Origin of the sequence: Rhodococcus sp. WB9 (assembly GCF_007558985.1) — a bacterium.
Classification (GTDB): Bacteria; Actinomycetota; Actinomycetes; order Mycobacteriales; family Mycobacteriaceae; genus Rhodococcus_F; species Rhodococcus_F opacus.
Genome location: NZ_CP041769.1, coordinates 1088577 through 1104152, shown reverse-complemented (window position 1 = coordinate 1104152; position 15576 = coordinate 1088577). Strand labels below are relative to the sequence as shown.

The 15576-nt window shown below is 64.2% G+C and carries 13 protein-coding genes and 1 pseudogene; 11 read left to right on the top strand and 3 right to left on the bottom strand.

What is annotated here, in order from left to right:
* Nucleotides 1-70: 70 nt before the first annotated feature.
* From FND50_RS05330 to FND50_RS37550, 5 genes and pseudogenes are all read left to right on the top strand, one after another.
* Nucleotides 71-1213: a 2-hydroxyacyl-CoA dehydratase subunit D gene (locus FND50_RS05330; protein ID WP_397494136.1), complete on the top strand. Its 1143-nt coding sequence runs from the start codon at nucleotides 71-73 to the stop codon at nucleotides 1211-1213.
* Nucleotides 1214-1308: 95 nt separating this feature from the next.
* Entirely contained in the window at nucleotides 1309-2583 is a 1275-nt protein-coding gene (locus FND50_RS05325) for a 2-hydroxyacyl-CoA dehydratase subunit D (protein ID WP_397494134.1), read from the top strand.
* A complete protein-coding gene (locus FND50_RS05320; RefSeq protein WP_144285000.1) occupies nucleotides 2583-3518 on the top strand; it encodes an acyl-CoA dehydratase activase in 936 nt (311 codons plus the stop codon). Before FND50_RS05325 ends, FND50_RS05320 begins: the two co-directional genes overlap by 1 nt.
* Complete coding sequence (locus tag FND50_RS05315) at nucleotides 3515-3979, top strand: SDR family NAD(P)-dependent oxidoreductase (RefSeq protein ID WP_144284999.1); 465 nt, start codon at nucleotides 3515-3517, stop codon at nucleotides 3977-3979. The genes FND50_RS05320 and FND50_RS05315 overlap by 4 nt, the downstream gene beginning before the upstream one ends.
* Nucleotides 3980-4220: 241 nt before the next feature.
* Nucleotides 4221-5834 (top strand): annotated as a pseudogene (locus FND50_RS37550) (PucR family transcriptional regulator); the annotation flags it as partial.
* A gap of 139 nt (nucleotides 5835-5973) precedes the next feature.
* On the opposite strand, the gene FND50_RS05305 reads toward FND50_RS37550, so the two are convergent.
* Nucleotides 5974-7191: an IS701 family transposase gene (locus tag FND50_RS05305; RefSeq protein ID WP_260850912.1), complete on the bottom strand. Its 1218-nt coding sequence runs from the start codon at nucleotides 7189-7191 to the stop codon at nucleotides 5974-5976.
* Between the two features lie 369 nt (nucleotides 7192-7560).
* On the opposite strand from FND50_RS05305, the gene FND50_RS05300 reads away from it, so the two are divergent.
* From FND50_RS05300 to FND50_RS05275, 6 genes are all read left to right on the top strand, one after another.
* Nucleotides 7561-8946 (top strand): MFS transporter, encoded by a 1386-nt coding sequence (locus tag FND50_RS05300; protein WP_144284997.1) that lies wholly within the window; start codon nucleotides 7561-7563, stop codon nucleotides 8944-8946.
* Between the two features lie 29 nt (nucleotides 8947-8975).
* Complete coding sequence (locus FND50_RS05295) at nucleotides 8976-9977, top strand: hypothetical protein (RefSeq protein ID WP_260850911.1); 1002 nt, start codon at nucleotides 8976-8978, stop codon at nucleotides 9975-9977.
* Between the two features lie 12 nt (nucleotides 9978-9989).
* Nucleotides 9990-11210: a phosphotransferase family protein gene (locus FND50_RS05290; protein WP_144284996.1), complete on the top strand. Its 1221-nt coding sequence runs from the start codon at nucleotides 9990-9992 to the stop codon at nucleotides 11208-11210.
* The gene (locus FND50_RS05285; RefSeq protein ID WP_144284995.1) at nucleotides 11210-11725 is read left to right on the top strand and encodes a hypothetical protein; all 516 of its coding nucleotides are present in this window, start codon (nucleotides 11210-11212) and stop codon (nucleotides 11723-11725) included. Before FND50_RS05290 ends, FND50_RS05285 begins: the two co-directional genes overlap by 1 nt.
* A 214-nt stretch (nucleotides 11726-11939) precedes the next feature.
* The gene (locus tag FND50_RS37545; RefSeq protein WP_313905304.1) at nucleotides 11940-13085 is read left to right on the top strand and encodes a helix-turn-helix transcriptional regulator; all 1146 of its coding nucleotides are present in this window, start codon (nucleotides 11940-11942) and stop codon (nucleotides 13083-13085) included.
* The gene (locus tag FND50_RS05275; protein ID WP_144284993.1) at nucleotides 13072-13863 is read left to right on the top strand and encodes a helix-turn-helix transcriptional regulator; all 792 of its coding nucleotides are present in this window, start codon (nucleotides 13072-13074) and stop codon (nucleotides 13861-13863) included. Before FND50_RS37545 ends, FND50_RS05275 begins: the two co-directional genes overlap by 14 nt.
* 29 nt (nucleotides 13864-13892) lie before the next feature.
* On the opposite strand, the gene FND50_RS05270 is transcribed toward FND50_RS05275, so the two are convergent.
* Both FND50_RS05270 and FND50_RS05265 read right to left on the bottom strand, forming a co-directional pair.
* A complete protein-coding gene (locus tag FND50_RS05270; protein ID WP_144284992.1) occupies nucleotides 13893-14402 on the bottom strand; it encodes a hypothetical protein in 510 nt (169 codons plus the stop codon).
* An 8-nt stretch (nucleotides 14403-14410) separates the two neighbouring features.
* Entirely contained in the window at nucleotides 14411-15571 is a 1161-nt protein-coding gene (locus FND50_RS05265) for a phosphotransferase family protein (protein WP_186301241.1), read from the bottom strand.
* Nucleotides 15572-15576 lie beyond the last annotated feature (5 nt).

Here is a 15576-nt window from a genome sequence, read left to right as displayed (position 1 = left end):
CGTTACGGTGCGTTTCACTTCAGGAAGTTGAAGGAGAACAGTGAGCGAACTCCACGCACCCTCGCTGGCCATGCTACGAACTGTCGCCGACGATCCGGTTTCGTACGCACAGAATTGGAAAGACACACATCGACGACCCGTCATCGGCTCGTTCCCCATGAACTTTCCGTCGGAGATCGTGCATGCAGCAGGCGCCCTGCCGGTGATCGTCCAAGAGAGCAAGACAGCGATCACCGAGGGTCGCAGCATGCTCGCCGAGTTCTACTGCGGATACACCAGGAGCGTCGCCGATCAGGCGGCCATCGGCGAACTCGACGTGTTCGACGGATTCGTCGCTGCCGACCACTGCGTTCAACTTCTCGGTGCCGTCGATGCCATCCGTTATGCACGGCCCGGAAAACCGGTGCACTTCGCGCAGTTCACCAGTGCGATGGATGATGCCTGGACCAAACCCCGCGTCGACAGTCGAATCGGCGAGCTGAAGACCGAGATCGAAACCGTCGTCGGCACTGTCGTGACCGACGAGGACCTCGCACACAGCATCGGACTGTTCAATGCGAACCGTCGCCTGCTCCGTCGGTTCTACGACTTACGCCGATCAGGCCTGGCACGCATCACTGCCGGCGAGATGCAACTTCTCGTCCAATCGAGCATGGTCATGGATATCGAGGAGCACACAGCCGTCCTCGAGACACTGCTCGATCGACTCGTGATGCGCGATCATGCTCCGGATGACCTGGTGCGACTGCATCTTTCGGGCCATTTCTGCCACGCACCCAAAGCCGAGATCCTCGACGTCATCGAGGAATCCGGCGGACTCGTCGTGGACGACGACCTGTACACCGGCTACCGATACATTTCCACCGATGTCCCCGAGAGTGATGATCCGTCGAAGGCGCTGTCGACGTGGTACATGCAGCGAAACATCAACGCCCCGTGCCCTACTCGCGTCACCAGCGAGGTTGACTGGGACACATATCTGCTCGATTCGCTTGCGAAGAGCCGTTCGGTCGGAGTTGTCGTACTGATGGCCAAATTCTGTGAACCGCACATGCTGTACTACCCGGAGTTACGTAAGGCGCTCGACCAACACGGTGTTCCGTCGCTGTTGATCGAGACCGAACACGAAGGCATTCCGGTGGAGACGTTGCGGACCAAGATGGAGACATTCATCGAACGCATCCGTCGTCATGCTGCACCCGTTCCTGCCTGATTCGTAACCCACGTTCGAAGGAGTTCGTAGTGTCGATCGCAACACCCCAGAAGGACAAGACCAACCGATTGACGAGCACCCGAGTCGGCGGAAAGATGACCGCCGATTACTGGGAGAACATCTTCACCGCCAAGGAGCGCGGCAAGCACGTCGTCTGGTACAACGGTTCCGCCCTCAACCCCATCTTCCAGGCCGCAGGCCTCGAGTGGTGCCACGGTGAGGCCTTCGCTGCCCGCCTCGCAGCGCAGCACCTCGAAGAGCCGGCCCAGGCCGCTGGTTCCGAGTACGGCTATATCGGTGAGCTCTGCTCGTACGCTCGCACTCATCTCGGGTGCGCTGTCTTGACGCAGAAGAACGTCAACGAACGCGAGAGCGGCGTCGTCGGCATGCTCGATCAGCAGGAACTGGCAGCCAAACTTCCCGCACCGGACTTCTTCGTCAACGGGTACGCAGGCTGCAGCACCGGTCAGCAATGGGACGCAATGACCTACCGCGTCTTCGACCGAAAGCTCCCCATCTTCAACGTGTCGATTCCGATGCTGTGGGGCAACAAGCCCGACGCCGGATACATGCGGGGCGAGGAGTGGAACGAGGTCAGCACCTACGTAGAAGACCAACTACGGGAATTGGTCGGCTTCCTCGAGCATCAGACCGGGCGCCCGTTCGACTGGGATGCGCTGAGCGAGAGCATGTCCTACATCAAGAAGGCATCTCAGCTACGTCTCGAAGCGATGGAACTGTGCACGCTCGCACCGACTCCGGCGACGTACTGGGACTGGGTTGCCAGCATCGCACCCATCAATTTCCTCCCCGGCAATCAGGCACTCGTCGACTACTTCGCAGGTGTGAAGGCCGAGATCCAACAGCGAATCGTCGACGGAGTCTCCGCTGTGGCAAATGAGCGGTACCGTGTGTACTTCGACGGAATCATGAACTGGAACAAGCTCGGATTCCTCACCCGCAAGTTCGCCGAGTACGACGTCGCCGTCGTCGCCGGTCGCTACACACACGAATCCTTCTGGCAGGAACCGCAACTCATCGATGTCGACACTCCGCTGCGCGGGATGGGGCAGCATTACCTGCTGTGCCCACTGAACCACGGGCTCAAGAACCTTCAGGAATTGCTGCTCAAGCGCCTCGACCAGTACTCCATCGACGGTATCGCGTTCCACTCGACTCGCACGTGCCGAGCAATGACGAATCCACAGTCGATGCTTGCCAAGGCAGCCGAACGGGAACGCGGGGTCAAGTCGTTCGTCTTCGAAGGCGACGTCGCGGACGCGTCGTTCTACAACGATGAGCTGTTCGACAGCCGCCTCGAGGCGATGTTGGAGGCCATCGACGTGCAGCGGATGAAGACGCTGGCCTGATGAACTGGTACGTGATGGGGGTTGATCTCGGCTCGACGACGGCGAAGGCTGCCATCGTCGACCAGGACGGCGCGTTGGTCGGATCAAGCGTCGTACAGATGGGTGCGGTCAGCAGAGATGCAGTGACACGCGCGATGAACCGGGCGCTGACGGCAGCAGACGTCACTCGGGACGACATCCGACGGACTGTCAGCACGGGTTACGGCCGCAAGCTCGTTCCAGGCGCCGACCGGTCATTCACCGAGATCACCTGCCATGCCCGCGGAGCAGCAGCCCTGTACCCGGGGGTCCGTCTGGTCATCGATATCGGCGGGCAGGACAGCAAAGTCATCGCAGTCGACTCCGACGGTTTGGTGGATCGCTTCGCCATGAACGATCGGTGTGCAAGCGGGACCGGTCGTTTCTTCGACGTGCTCGCCCGTGCACTGGAAGTCGACGTCGAGGAGGTGGGCAGTCTTGCGCTGGCGGGTGCCGACGGCCTGGAAGTCAGCAGCATGTGCGCGACCTTCGCCGAGACGGAAGTGATCTCTCTCCTGGCTCAGGGGCAAGCCAAGTCGGATATCGCCGCCTCGGTCCACAAAGCCGTTGCCGCGAGAACCCTCGGCTTGGTCGCCCAGGTCGGCAAGGCCACGCCGACCGTGATGACCGGCGGTGTCGCCCAGAACGCGGCAGCCAGGCATTACCTCGAATTGGCTTTGCGTCACCCTCTCGAACTGCTCGAGCAGCCACAGATCGCAGGGGCCTACGGCGCCGGCCTTCTGGCACGGGACGAGTACGCAGGATCGGTCGCCCCGACCGAATCGCGTGACGGCGCTGCCAAGCAACAACTGGCCGCGCGGGCAGCGGGAATAGTTCCCCAGTGCGCCGGTTGCGACGGGACCGCCGGTGACCACAGCCACGTCTCGATTCCGCTGACGGTGCGGACCACGACGTGAACCCCGTGCATGACTCCACGATCTTCGTCGTGGGTGGTGATCACGGACTCGGTTTGCTGATCGCGCATCGACTCGTCAAGCTCGGTGCACAGCGCATCGGTCTGATCGGCTGCGACGTCAAGCAAGGTGAAATTGCGGCGAGAGGGCTGTTCGAATCGGCGTCGGGTATTTGGGCGCTGTCTGGAGCCGGGAATCTGTCGTCGAACGATGACGCCGGTCGAGTGGTCGCGGAACTCGCAGCGTCACTCGGTGACGCCGACATCCTCATCAACTGTCTACCCGGCGACAATGCCGTCACGGATGTTGTACTGAAATCCATGCGTGCACTCGGCCACGGAACGGTTGTGCACGTCGGCGGGACTTGCGAGTCCGATTCCGGCGGTGTCCGTGTCCGGTGGGTCGCCGTCGACGAGGATCTCGTCGTTGCGAACGAGGTGCTCGCCCGACTGGAACACAACTAGTTCCGGGTCCGCAATATTGACCGCGGCCGAACCGACACGCCACCCGGTTGCGGCGCGCAGAAATCGGTATCGGTCACCCGAGTAGAACTCGCTGAGTCGCTCTTGCCGTATCTACGATCAGGACTTATGGTCAGTCCAAATGCTGGAAGAACTGTCGCACCGGAATCGATCGAGCCATGAACGAGCACTCATCACACGGTGATGGCTTGCCGCCTTGGTGCGCCGCCTCGAGTGAGGAGCCATGACTGATCGCCCGTCGATTCCGCCTTACCTGCGTCTGCTCGACGAACTGCTCAGTCGCACCGCTGCGCAAGCTGATTTTGCGACCGCCTGCGTGCTGGTGGAAGACGGGGCCCGTGGCAGGTTCATTCCGCTTCCGTACAGCGGACTCCCGGCCGCGGGACTGCGAGTGCCGCCGGGTGATCCGCTCATTCGTCGAGCGTTGGCGTCCACCGAGCCGATCCTTGCCGCGGGCAGTGCGCTGACAGGCACCTGCTTCCACGATTCCGCGCGAATCGTGGTGTTGCGGCTGTCCGATCCATCATCGGATCCCGTCCGGGTCCTTCTCCTGACCGACCCGCGGCCCGATGCCGAGTTCACCACCCTGCATTCTGCTGCGCTCGACTCGATGCGCTCGCTTGTCGATTCCGCAGCGGCCGCTGTCCTCGACGCAGAGGAGCAGCGCCGTCGCAGGCGGGACCTCGAGCACGGCAGGCTGCTGGCCGACGAGCGTGCCGCGGTGGTGGAACGGCTCGACGATGCCGTCGCCGTCGCCGACACCATGTCCGCGATCGTGAAGGTCTGCGCGGAGTTGACGGGGAAGTCCGTGGTCCTGTTCGACAGGCGGGAGCGGATGATCGCCGCTGCCGGTCCACACTCGTCTGGACGAGCCTCGATGCCCACCCTCGCGACGATTCTCCAGTCCTACCCGTCGGATGCGGCTGCCGGATCGAAACCCATCGTTCTCGCCGCCGGAGCGACGACCGAGCTGATCCGCCGAAAGATCGTCACCCGGATTGCCGAGCGCGGTGAGCATTTCGGTTGGCTCGTGATCGACGAACATCCCACGCCGCTCCGCCCGACGGACGAGTACACCGCCTCGCGATGTGCACGTCGTATCGGCGCCCAGTTCCTGATCCAACGACGTATCGCCCGCGTCGCGTGGAATGCGAAGTCCACGTTGACCCGACAAATGATCCTCGGTACGGGCGCTCGCGAGGATCTCGCGGCGAGCGGTGAGTACCTCGGCGTCGACACCGAGGCACACCGCGTGCTGGTGTTCGTACGGGCTACGGACGGGGAGCCCGAGGGATTCGACCGAGCCGTCACCGAACACGTCGAGCGTTTCCTCGGTGTCGAGGTGCTGTCGACCCGAGGGTCGGAGGGTGTGATCCTCTTGGTCGAGGCCGCAGGTGACGTCGCGTCCGTGATTGCGGTGTCGCAGGTCAAGGATGCGCTCACTCGAGCGGCCGCGGCGGTGTGCCGATCCCCGGGAATGATCGCCGGTGTGTCCGCGGTCTGCGAACCGGCCGGACTCTCCCGCGCATACCGTGAGGCCCGCGAAGTCGTCCAGTGCGCCGACCGCTTCACGCCACCTGCGGCGCACCGAATCCTCGCGGTCGACGATCTGGGGCCGGCCCGGGTGTTTCTGGCCAACGGTGACCTCGACGCCGTGCGGCGGTTCGTCGACGACCTTCTCGGACCCCTCCTCCGGGATGCGCCCGGCACGGACAGTCTGCTGCGTACCGTGCAGTGCTGGTTCGACGCCGGCCGGAGTCCGCGTGGTGCCGCGCGCCATCTCGGCGTCCACGAAAACACCGTGCGGCTACGCCTCTCGCGCGTTCACGCCTTGACGGGCCTCGACGTGGTCGGCGACGCGGCGGATCAGTTGAGCATCCAGACGGCGTTGCTGATTCTCCGCTTCCAGGGCCACCCCGCGCTCGATACCGCTGACGAAACGACCACCACGGCCGACGCGGCGGACGAACCCTGTCTCACCACCACGGTGCCACCGCGTTCGGCCGGGAACGAACCGTCCTCACATGCGAGGAGTCGCCCGCATCCGTCGTTCTTGCATCCAGGACCGACAGGTACGCGGCCGCCACCATCGACAGAGTGACGTGCCGGTACCACGCCCTGTACCCGCGGACCTGATAGTCCGCGAGACCTGACTCCGTCCGTGCCGCGTGGAGGCACCCCTCGGCTGCCCGATGCCCATCGGCTACCCGGGCAAGTTCGGACAGGATGCTGCCGACCGGCCCGAAACACAGGTGATAGGTGATGTCGGACGGATCGGTGATCGATCGGCCGGCCAGCAACCAGCTGCCGTGACGCTGTCCGGACCTGTGCAGATCGACGGCTGCCCAGTCCCGAACGCGATGCCCGCCGGCACTGTCGCCGTGGCTGAGCCGGTGCCACACCGTCTCCGACAGTTCGTCGATCACGGTGTCGACGGTGCGGACCTGGAGGTTTGCCGTGGTCACCCGGCAGTCGCCCGGCACCTCGATGATGTGGGGAACACCCCGCTCCTCCAGTGATCTCCGCAGATGCTCCGATCGGCCGTAGGTCACGCCCGCCGTGACCCAGACGAACGGCACCCCTGCGTCGAGAGCCCGGTCGATCATCGCCCGGGCCAATTCTGCCGGGCTCTCGTATCTCACCGAATCGTCGATGCCCGCCGCTCGGCAGCGGTCCCGGTCGTCTGTCCATTCCTTCGGCAGGTACAGCTCGCGGTCGATCAGGCCCACACCGGCCTCGGATGCGTACGCCAGGAATATTCCGGTCTGGGCGTTCTCGGACCTTCCGGTCTCCTCCGACACCTGAGGCGCCGCCCCGGCAGACCGACTGCCCCGCTTCCGGAATGAGAGGTCACCGACGATCAACCGTCCCTGCCAGACATCGCCGACCGCCTGGACCACCACCCCACGCGTGTCGTCGCGCACGCCGTCCTCGTCCCAGGATGCCGCGTTCAGCAACCGCTGCATGCCCTCCGGGCGCGCCTCTCCCGCCGCCTCTGCTTGCGTCCACCCGTTCTTGCGCCGGACGCCACCCAGGAGTCCGTAGACGTAGGCCGGCATCCGTCGACGTGGCTCGACACGGGGGAATCGAGGGGCGAACTGCGCGCAGAAGACCGCGAAGCCCCGCGGGAGGGCACGCGCCGGTCCGCGGTCGCGACTTCCCGCGTCGTGCGCCTGACCCGATTCATTCATCACGATCTGTCGTTGTAGTACATCGGCCACAGTTTCGGAACACCCCACCATTACAGGTGATGTCGAGCACTCGACAGCTCGGATGCGTCCACGACCGCGCCGCCGGCCCCACCTACCTCGCGACACGAGACCGAATGTCCGAATCTACGCATCGGAAGGCCGGAATCCCCATTACTGCATTCGCCTCTGGTTGGCAAGCATCCGTGCGGGGCGGTGCTGTCGGCATCCACAGCAGCGATTCACCCGCGATACCGATAGGGGCTGGGCAGAGCGTTGTCCTGCGATTCCCGCCGTTCTTATGGTTCGCGGTGACGTCGTCACTTCCGCTGGGATCTGCACCCAGTCCGCGATTTCCACCCTCAGAAGGTTCAGATGACCATGGACAACCACCGTCGGCCGAACGCCGCCGAACACACAACCGACTACGCTCCCGGTTCGAGTATTTCGCGAAAGATCTCGTTCCGGATCGTTCCGATGTTGTTCCTCGCTGCGCTGCTCAGCTATGTGGACCGCACCAACATCGGCGTGGCCAAACTGCAGATGCAGAACGATCTCGGCCTGTCCGAAGCCGCCTTCGGTCTCGGTGCCGGAGTCTTCTTCATCGCCTACGTCCTCTTCGAGGTTCCCAGCAACATCGCACTCCATCGCATCGGGGCCCGGATCTGGATTGCCCGCATCATGATCACGTGGGGCCTCGTGACTGCCTTGATGTCGCTGGTCGAGAACATCTGGATGTTCTACGGGATGCGTTTCCTCCTCGGCGCCGCGGAAGCCGGCCTGCTACCGGGAGTGGTCTACTACCTCACCCGATGGGTGCCCTCGGCGAACCGGGGACGAATCCTCGGCTTGTTCTTCCTCGCCATTCCCGTCGCCTCGGCAATCGGGTCTCCCCTCACCAGCACTCTCATGTCGGTCAATCTGTGGGGCCTGGCCGGATGGCAGTTCATGTTCATCGCCGAAGGCCTGCCATGCCTGTTGCTCGCCGCCGTCATCGTCAAGTTCCTCCCGAACGAGCCCGGCGATGCGCGTTGGCTCAACGCCTCTGAGGCACAGTGGCTCACCGCCAAGATCGATCAGGAGGACCCTGCCGACACCGGGGGCGGCACCGGCCATCCGCACTGGACGGCCGGACTGAAGAACTACCGGGTTCTCATGCTCGCTGCCGTGTACTTTTCGATGGTCGTGCCCATCTATCTCATGGGATTCTTCCTCCCGTCGATCATCAAGGAGATGACCGGAGGCACGGTCGGCACCACCGGGATCGGATACCTGGCCGCGGTTCCGTACGTGTTCACGGGAATCGCCATGGTGCTGATCTCCCGGAGTTCGGACCGCACCCAGGAACGCATGTGGCACTTCGTCGTTCCGACCTTGGCCGGCGCCTGCGCATGGGTGATCGCGGCCGCAACGGTGTCCTCCAGTCCGTACATCGCAGCAATCGCGATCTGCGTCGGCACCATCGGCTCGATGGCCACCATCCCGACTTTCTGGACCACCGCACCGAAGATCGTCTCCGGCGCCGCCGCGGCGTCCGGGATCGCGTTGATCAGCAGCATCGGCAACATCGGCGGGTTCGTCTCGCCCTACATGTTCGGCATCATCCGCGACGCCTTCCCGGGCGAGGCCGGCAACAGGCTGTCGTTTCTCGTCGGCGCGATCATCCTCGGCATCGGCGGGCTCATCATGATCGCCGTCTCGAAAACCCTCCGACCGACCACACCAACACTCTCGAAAACAAAACAGCTGCAACACGACTGAGTACCAGACTGAACCGTCAGAACACACGATTGGACAATGCAGTGATCACGCACGCCGATACCGAATTCCATACCCGAGACCTCACCGACAAGACCTGGACCGAAACCACCGTTCTGATCATCTCCGTACCCGAAGCGAGAATCTTCGGCAACGCCTACGTGCTGGCCCGGCCGAACCTCGGCGTCACCCTGTCCTCGGTCATCCTGGCCGAGGGATTCTGCCGCCAACCGTACGAAGTCGACTTCACCGACCCCCAGATGCACCTGCCCTGCCCCGACTCGTTCAGCAACTACTCCCTCCAGAACGGCCTGACCGTGTCCTCGGACGGCCCCCGCAACTACCACATGCAGTACAAGAACGCCCTGGGGGCAGCAAGTTTCGACCTCACCTTCGAGGGCTTGCACGAGCCGTTCGACCCGCACGACCCCAACCAGAATCCGCTCCTCGAACTCGACCGCGAAACCGCGAACGACTCACGCAAGGGCAACGAGTGGGAGAACGGGCACTTCGAAGTCAAGGGCCGCATCCGCGGCGAACTGGAACTGCGGGGCAAGACGTACCAGGTCGAATCCAATGAGGGCATGGACCACAGCTGGGGACCCCGTCCCGAGGTCGGCACTCGGTCGGTCTCCTGGGTCTCGATCAACTTCGGCGAGGACTTCGCGATGCACATGGCTGTGCCGATGCGGATCGAACGCGGCCAGGTGTTCTACGACAAGATCCGCTTCGGTTACGTCGTCGAGAACGGTGAGGTCTTCGGCCTGATCGACGGAACGATCGAGGCGGAGCGCGTCGACATGCTCGCGTTCAGCAATCACGTCACGGCCACCGATGTCCGCGGCAGGAAACACGAGTTCTTCGGCAGCGCGATCGCGGGACACCCGTGGTACACGTTCAACCCGTCCCACGTCTGCTACCAGTCGTTGTTCCGGTACGAGCGAGGTTCCGCCGTCGGCTACGGCGAGATGGGAGACATATTCGGATTGGACTACCTGGCCGAGCGGATGTCCCGTCACGGCCGACTGAAGTAGGAGCGAACTCAGATGACCAGCACTTCTGTGTCCCTGCCCGACAGGGACTGGGCCGACGCCCCGACCGATGCGCAGATCGAACGTCTCCGTACGCGGTACCCCACCGAGCCCGAAGTCGACCGGACACTGACCCGCAAGATGAACCGTCGCGCACTCGGTTCGTACCGGCGAATGGACCTCGACGAGTTCACCCGATGTGTCGAGACGTTTCTGTCGGCTCGCCTCGACGGCCCCTTCCGAGTCTCCGATGCCCGATGGTTCACCGGCGGTGTGTCCAAGGTGCAGATGGGATTCACACTGCACCGCAAGGAGTCCGAATCATGGACGAGTGAGCGGTTGGTCGTCCGCATGGACCCGGCCGAAGGGTCGAACGCCACCAGTCGCCTGCGCGAGTTCGAACTCGTCGGCGCGGTACGGGGCGTCGTTCCCGTTCCGGAACCACGCTTCATCGACGTCGACGGCGAGTATTTTCCCGAGCCCGCGCTCATCTACTCCTACGTCTCGGGAGTCACCAAGCCGTCGGCGACAACCACCGGCAGGATCAGCGGCCTGGGCACGAATTTCGGTGCCGGCACTCGCGAGCGTCTCGCCGATCAATTCGTGTCCTACCTGGCCGCCCTCCACACGTTCGATCTGTCCTCGGCGGAGTTCACCAGCCTCGCCCGCCCCCGGGTGGGAACCGACGACGCGGCGCGGTGGCTGCTCAATCAGGCCCGCCGGACCTGGGTGGAGGACCGTGCGGCCGACGTGCCGCTGATGGACGTGGCCGAGCACTGGATGCTCGGTCACCTGCCCGTCCTCGATCACGTGAGTGTCGTTCACGGCGACTACCGCAGCGGAAACTTCCTGTACGACGAGGACGCCCTGGAGATCACGGCCTGGCTCGACTGGGAACGCGGCCATCTCGGTGACCGTCACCGCGACCTCGCCTGGACCACGCAATCCACGTTCGGCCACTACGACGAGCAGGGTCGGTACCTCGTGTGCGGGCTGATCCCGGAGGACGACTTCTACCGACGCTACGAAGCCGCCACCGGTCTGCCGGTGGACTCCGAGAAACTCACCTTCTACAAGATCCTCAACGCGTACCAGATCGTCGTTTCCACGATGGCCTCCGCACACCGGGTTGCGAAGCTGGGCAAGTCGCATCAAGACGTCGTTCTGTGTCGCGTCAAGGGCATGTCTGCGGTCGCAGCGGACGAACTGAACACTCTCTTGGAAGAGGTGCTGTGATGGATCACTCGCGCAACGCACTCGGCGCCCTGCGCAAGTCGCTACTCGACTCGGTCGCGCCGGCCGTGGACCCGGCCGATCCGCTCGCCTCCGAGCAGCTGCCTCTCGTTGCCGACTACCTGGAGTTCCTGCGCACGCGGATCTACCGGATCCACGAACGGTCGAGATTCGAACTCGGCGAGTATCTCCGGATGGCCGAGGGCGTGCTGACGCGGGTCCCCACCCGATCGATCCCGGCAATCGTCGATCTCACCAAACACATCGATGCAAGCCGGAGCGCTCGCGAGTCCGCGTCCACCGGCACGACGGAGCTCATCGAGCTGGGCGCGACCCTGGCCGCCGCCGTCAGCACCGTCGTGCAGGACGAGTCACTTCCCGACGAGGTCCGACTGGCGGTGAGCACCTGGGTCTCCGCGGCGTCACGCGACCTCCTCGCGTTCGAGCGGTCCTGGTACGCACCCTTCGGGTTCGAGGCCGCACCGGAGAAACTCCGGAGTATCGACGAATTCCTGTAGGCGGGCGGTCTGGGCCTCACGCCGTGAGGACGTGAGGCCCGGACGCCGCGTCGGACGAGTGGCCCTTGCCGCATCCCATCATTTGGCATTATGATCAGGCCAAAGTTCGAAGGAGCAGGGCGTATCGGACGACCACGCGCCCCGGGAGTTCCTGCCCTCAGGTCGCAGGACCCCGCAGGTCGCTGGACACTGTTCGCAGGAAATGGGTATTGCGATGAACCAACCCGCTGACGGCGGACTCGCCCCGCTGTTCGACCTCGCCGTCCGGAGAGGCGACTCCCAAGCGGCGGCGGAACTGGCAGCGCAATCCGGCGAGGACTCCCTCACTCTCGAATGGACCCGTCAGGCCCTTCTCTCGCACCTGCGGTCGGGCTTGCGAGATGCCGGCGAAATCCGCAATGCTGCAGAATTTCTCCAGGAGATCGAAGTGATTCAGCGGCGGCGGCAGGCGCGGCGGATCGCGGACCATCGATCTCAGCTCACGGGCTTTCGCGCGTTTCTCACAAATCTACGCGGGGTGTCGCGGGCCGAGCGTCCGTATGTCGTGACCGACCGGTTGTGCCGTGACCTGGGCTTCCGGAAGTCGGTGTACTCCCCGGCCACGACCTCCGGCTGGTCTCCCACCACGATCGCGATTCATCCCGAACTGGAAGACTCGTTCGCTCCTCTGCGCCGTGCGGTGGCCGCTCTGTCACTCCCCCCGGGTGCCGCACCGCGAGAGGAGGAGGTGTTCCGCAGCGGACGCGGAATCGCCGTGGATCCGATCGATATCTATCGCAACACCTATCGCCCGCTCGTCGAATTGTCGCGACCACGCGGATATCTCGCGGTACCGGTGGTTGCCGCCGGACGAGTGACAGCACTGCTTCATGCAGACCATGACGATGCCGAAGTCGACGAGTCCGACATGATCACGTTGCAGACGGCGGCCGCGGTGTGCGCGCTGACCGCGGAACAGGAAACCCTCCGGTCTGCCATCACGACCCGCGGCCACCGGGTGACAGAACAGATGACGGCGATCCTGTCCGCTCTCGCGGAACTCGAGCAGTCACAGCTCAGTCTCACCGAGGCGCTCGGCACCGAAGCCGACCGTCCCGGCTGCGCGAGCGGCGCGGTCGGAATTTCCCACTGCGCTGCCCTCACCGTGCGAGAACACGAAGTATTCGAGTTCGTCGCCCACGGCACACCGAACGCGGACATCGCAGGAGCATTGTTCGTCTCCGAGGGCACGGTGAAGTCCCACGTCCAGCGGATCTACCGCAAACTCGGTGTGGCCACCCGCGCCGAAGCAGCAGTCCTGTACAGGACATTGCACCGACCCGGGCAAGAAACCTGCCGAGGTTCGCATGACCGACAATGACGCGCTGACCGACGAGATCGACCGTATTCTCACCGATCTCGCGGATGAATCCGCGGCCGAACCGCACGATGAGGCGATCCGGCTCGTCGAGCTGATCGAACGACAGGACCGCACACAAGCCGAAGACCTCGAACGACTGCAAGCGGCAACACACCTGCTGCAGTCCGCAGTATCCGTCCTGCAGGGCGCCAACACAGTCGACGACATCATCCGCGCGGTGTGCCCCGGCGCGGCCGCTATCGCCATCTGCGACGAGGTAGTCTTCACCGAACTCGACGGTCCGGAGCGCACCGGAATCCCCGAAGTCTTCGCTCACAATGGGTATACAGCGTTCCGGGTCGACATCGGCGGCCTCCCGGCCGGCGTGATCCAGGTCGGCTCCACACCCGACGACGTCGTCGTCGACGCGCTGCTCACCTTCGCGGGATTGGTCGGCGCCGCTCTCGAATGCGCTGCCCTCGACCGGCGGCACCACCGTCAGCGGGAGCTTCTGCACACGCTCTGGAATCTCGAGGACTCCGCCCACACGCTGGTTGCTCCCGCCCCCTCCCCGACCCCGGACACGAACTCGTCCATCGTGCTCCAACCGCTGACCGCTCGGGAACGCGACGTCCTCGCACTCGTCTTGACCGGTGCCTCGAACGCCGCGATCGCCGCGGGTCTGGTCATCTCCGTGGAAACGGTGCGGTCCCACGTCAAAAGGGTGCTCCGCAAGTGCGGCGTCGCCAATCGAACCGAACTCATCGCGCGCTTCGATGCCGGCACGGACACGCCGTAGACCGCTCCAGTGTCGCGGCCCGGCACCTGTCATTCGCGCCGCTGGGCCCTCAGTACCTCACCGACGTTGAGCACGTCGCCCTGGGGGAAACCTGTCATGCGGCACCAGGCGAGTTCCCGCTCGGACTGCCGGGCGGCAGCCTCGGCCACGATGCGATGAGCTGACTCGGCGTTGGGCCCATCGGCGGCGGCGAGATTCCGATACCCGCGCGCAACGAGTTCTTTCACATCACGCACCTGTTGTCGTAGTTCCAGCAAATCCGTCGCGGGAGAATCCGTTTCGTCGAGCAGCGCGCGGCACTCGTCGGCGAACTCGGAATCCAGTTCCATGAGGGCCGTGAGAGTGCGACGAGTGTCGGTGTGCTCGGCGAGCTCGTACGGGTACTCGAACGCCTGCACGTCCAGTACCCAATCCAGGCAGGCGAGTACGAGTCCGGCCTGCTCGGCCGCGAAGGAATCACCCGGATCGAGCGCCGGCAACACCGACTTCCCGATCGTGTTACGAACAGCGCTGATCTGCTGTGCCACAGTGGGAATCATGGAAACTCCTAGTCCTTACCGACAATAGCGAGCAACTGGTCGAGGTAGAAGGCGCCGAGCCCGCCGAGAAATGTCTGCATCGAATCCAGGTGGGTGAGGCGTTCGGCCGCGTTTCGCGGCCCGGTACCGACCAGAGCAACCGCCGCCCAGTACATGTTGAGGACCGTGTAGTACTCGAGTCGCTCCGAATCCACCGACAGACCCGAACACTTCTCGTACTCCGCGATCATGTCGTCACGGGGCACCAACGCCGAGCAGTAGAACTGTCCTGTCGCCGGGTCGTGCTCACCCCATCCCTCCATCGTTGCGTAGGCGAGATCGTGGTGCCGGTCGCCCAAATACGTCAGTTCCCAGTCCAGCAGGGCGGTGATCGTCCCGTCGTCCTCGTCGAACAGGAAGTTGCCGTTGCGGTAGTCGCCGTGAATCACCGACACGTGATCGACCGGCGGCCGTCGTTCCCACAGCCACTGCTGGGTCAGGGCAATCACCGGATGCGCCTCGAACGAGTCTTCCTGCCAGGCACGGTCGGTGGCCGCAAGTCGCCAGTCGATCGCGTCGGTCGTCCCGGCCCGCGGACGCTCGAACGAGGGGAGATCATGGGGAGTCCAATCGAACCGGTGCAGTTCCGCGAGGTGACGAACGAACTGGGGTCCCAGGATCGGACGCAACGCCGCGCCATACACGGTGCCGAGCCCCGACGCCGTCTTCACGGCGGCCTTGGCGCTAGCCGATCCCGGAACGTAGCCGCAGATCATCGACGGCGCACCGAGTTCGGCGGCGTCCTCGGTCGCCCAGAACACGCGCGGGACGGGCACTACACCGCCGAGCATCTTCAGTACCTCGAATTCACGCAGCCGCGGAGTCTCGACCATCGATCCCGGCGGATCCATCCGCAACACCATGCGGTCCTGCCTGCGTTGCCCGTTCCGCACCCAGTCCAGGTCGAAGACGAACTGCTCCTTCGATGCACCGCCCGCGAGTCGGCCGATGCCCTCGATGAGGAATGTGCCGTCGATCCGTTGGGAGAGGAACTCCCGCAGACGTTCCGACACCGCGTCGATCGCGGGCTGCTCGTGGACCATGGTCCCCCGCCGTTGCATCTTGCGACGCAGTACGGCGTCGATCGTGTGCTCCACACGCACGGCCGCGCGGGAAGTGGGCGTTGTCATCACCA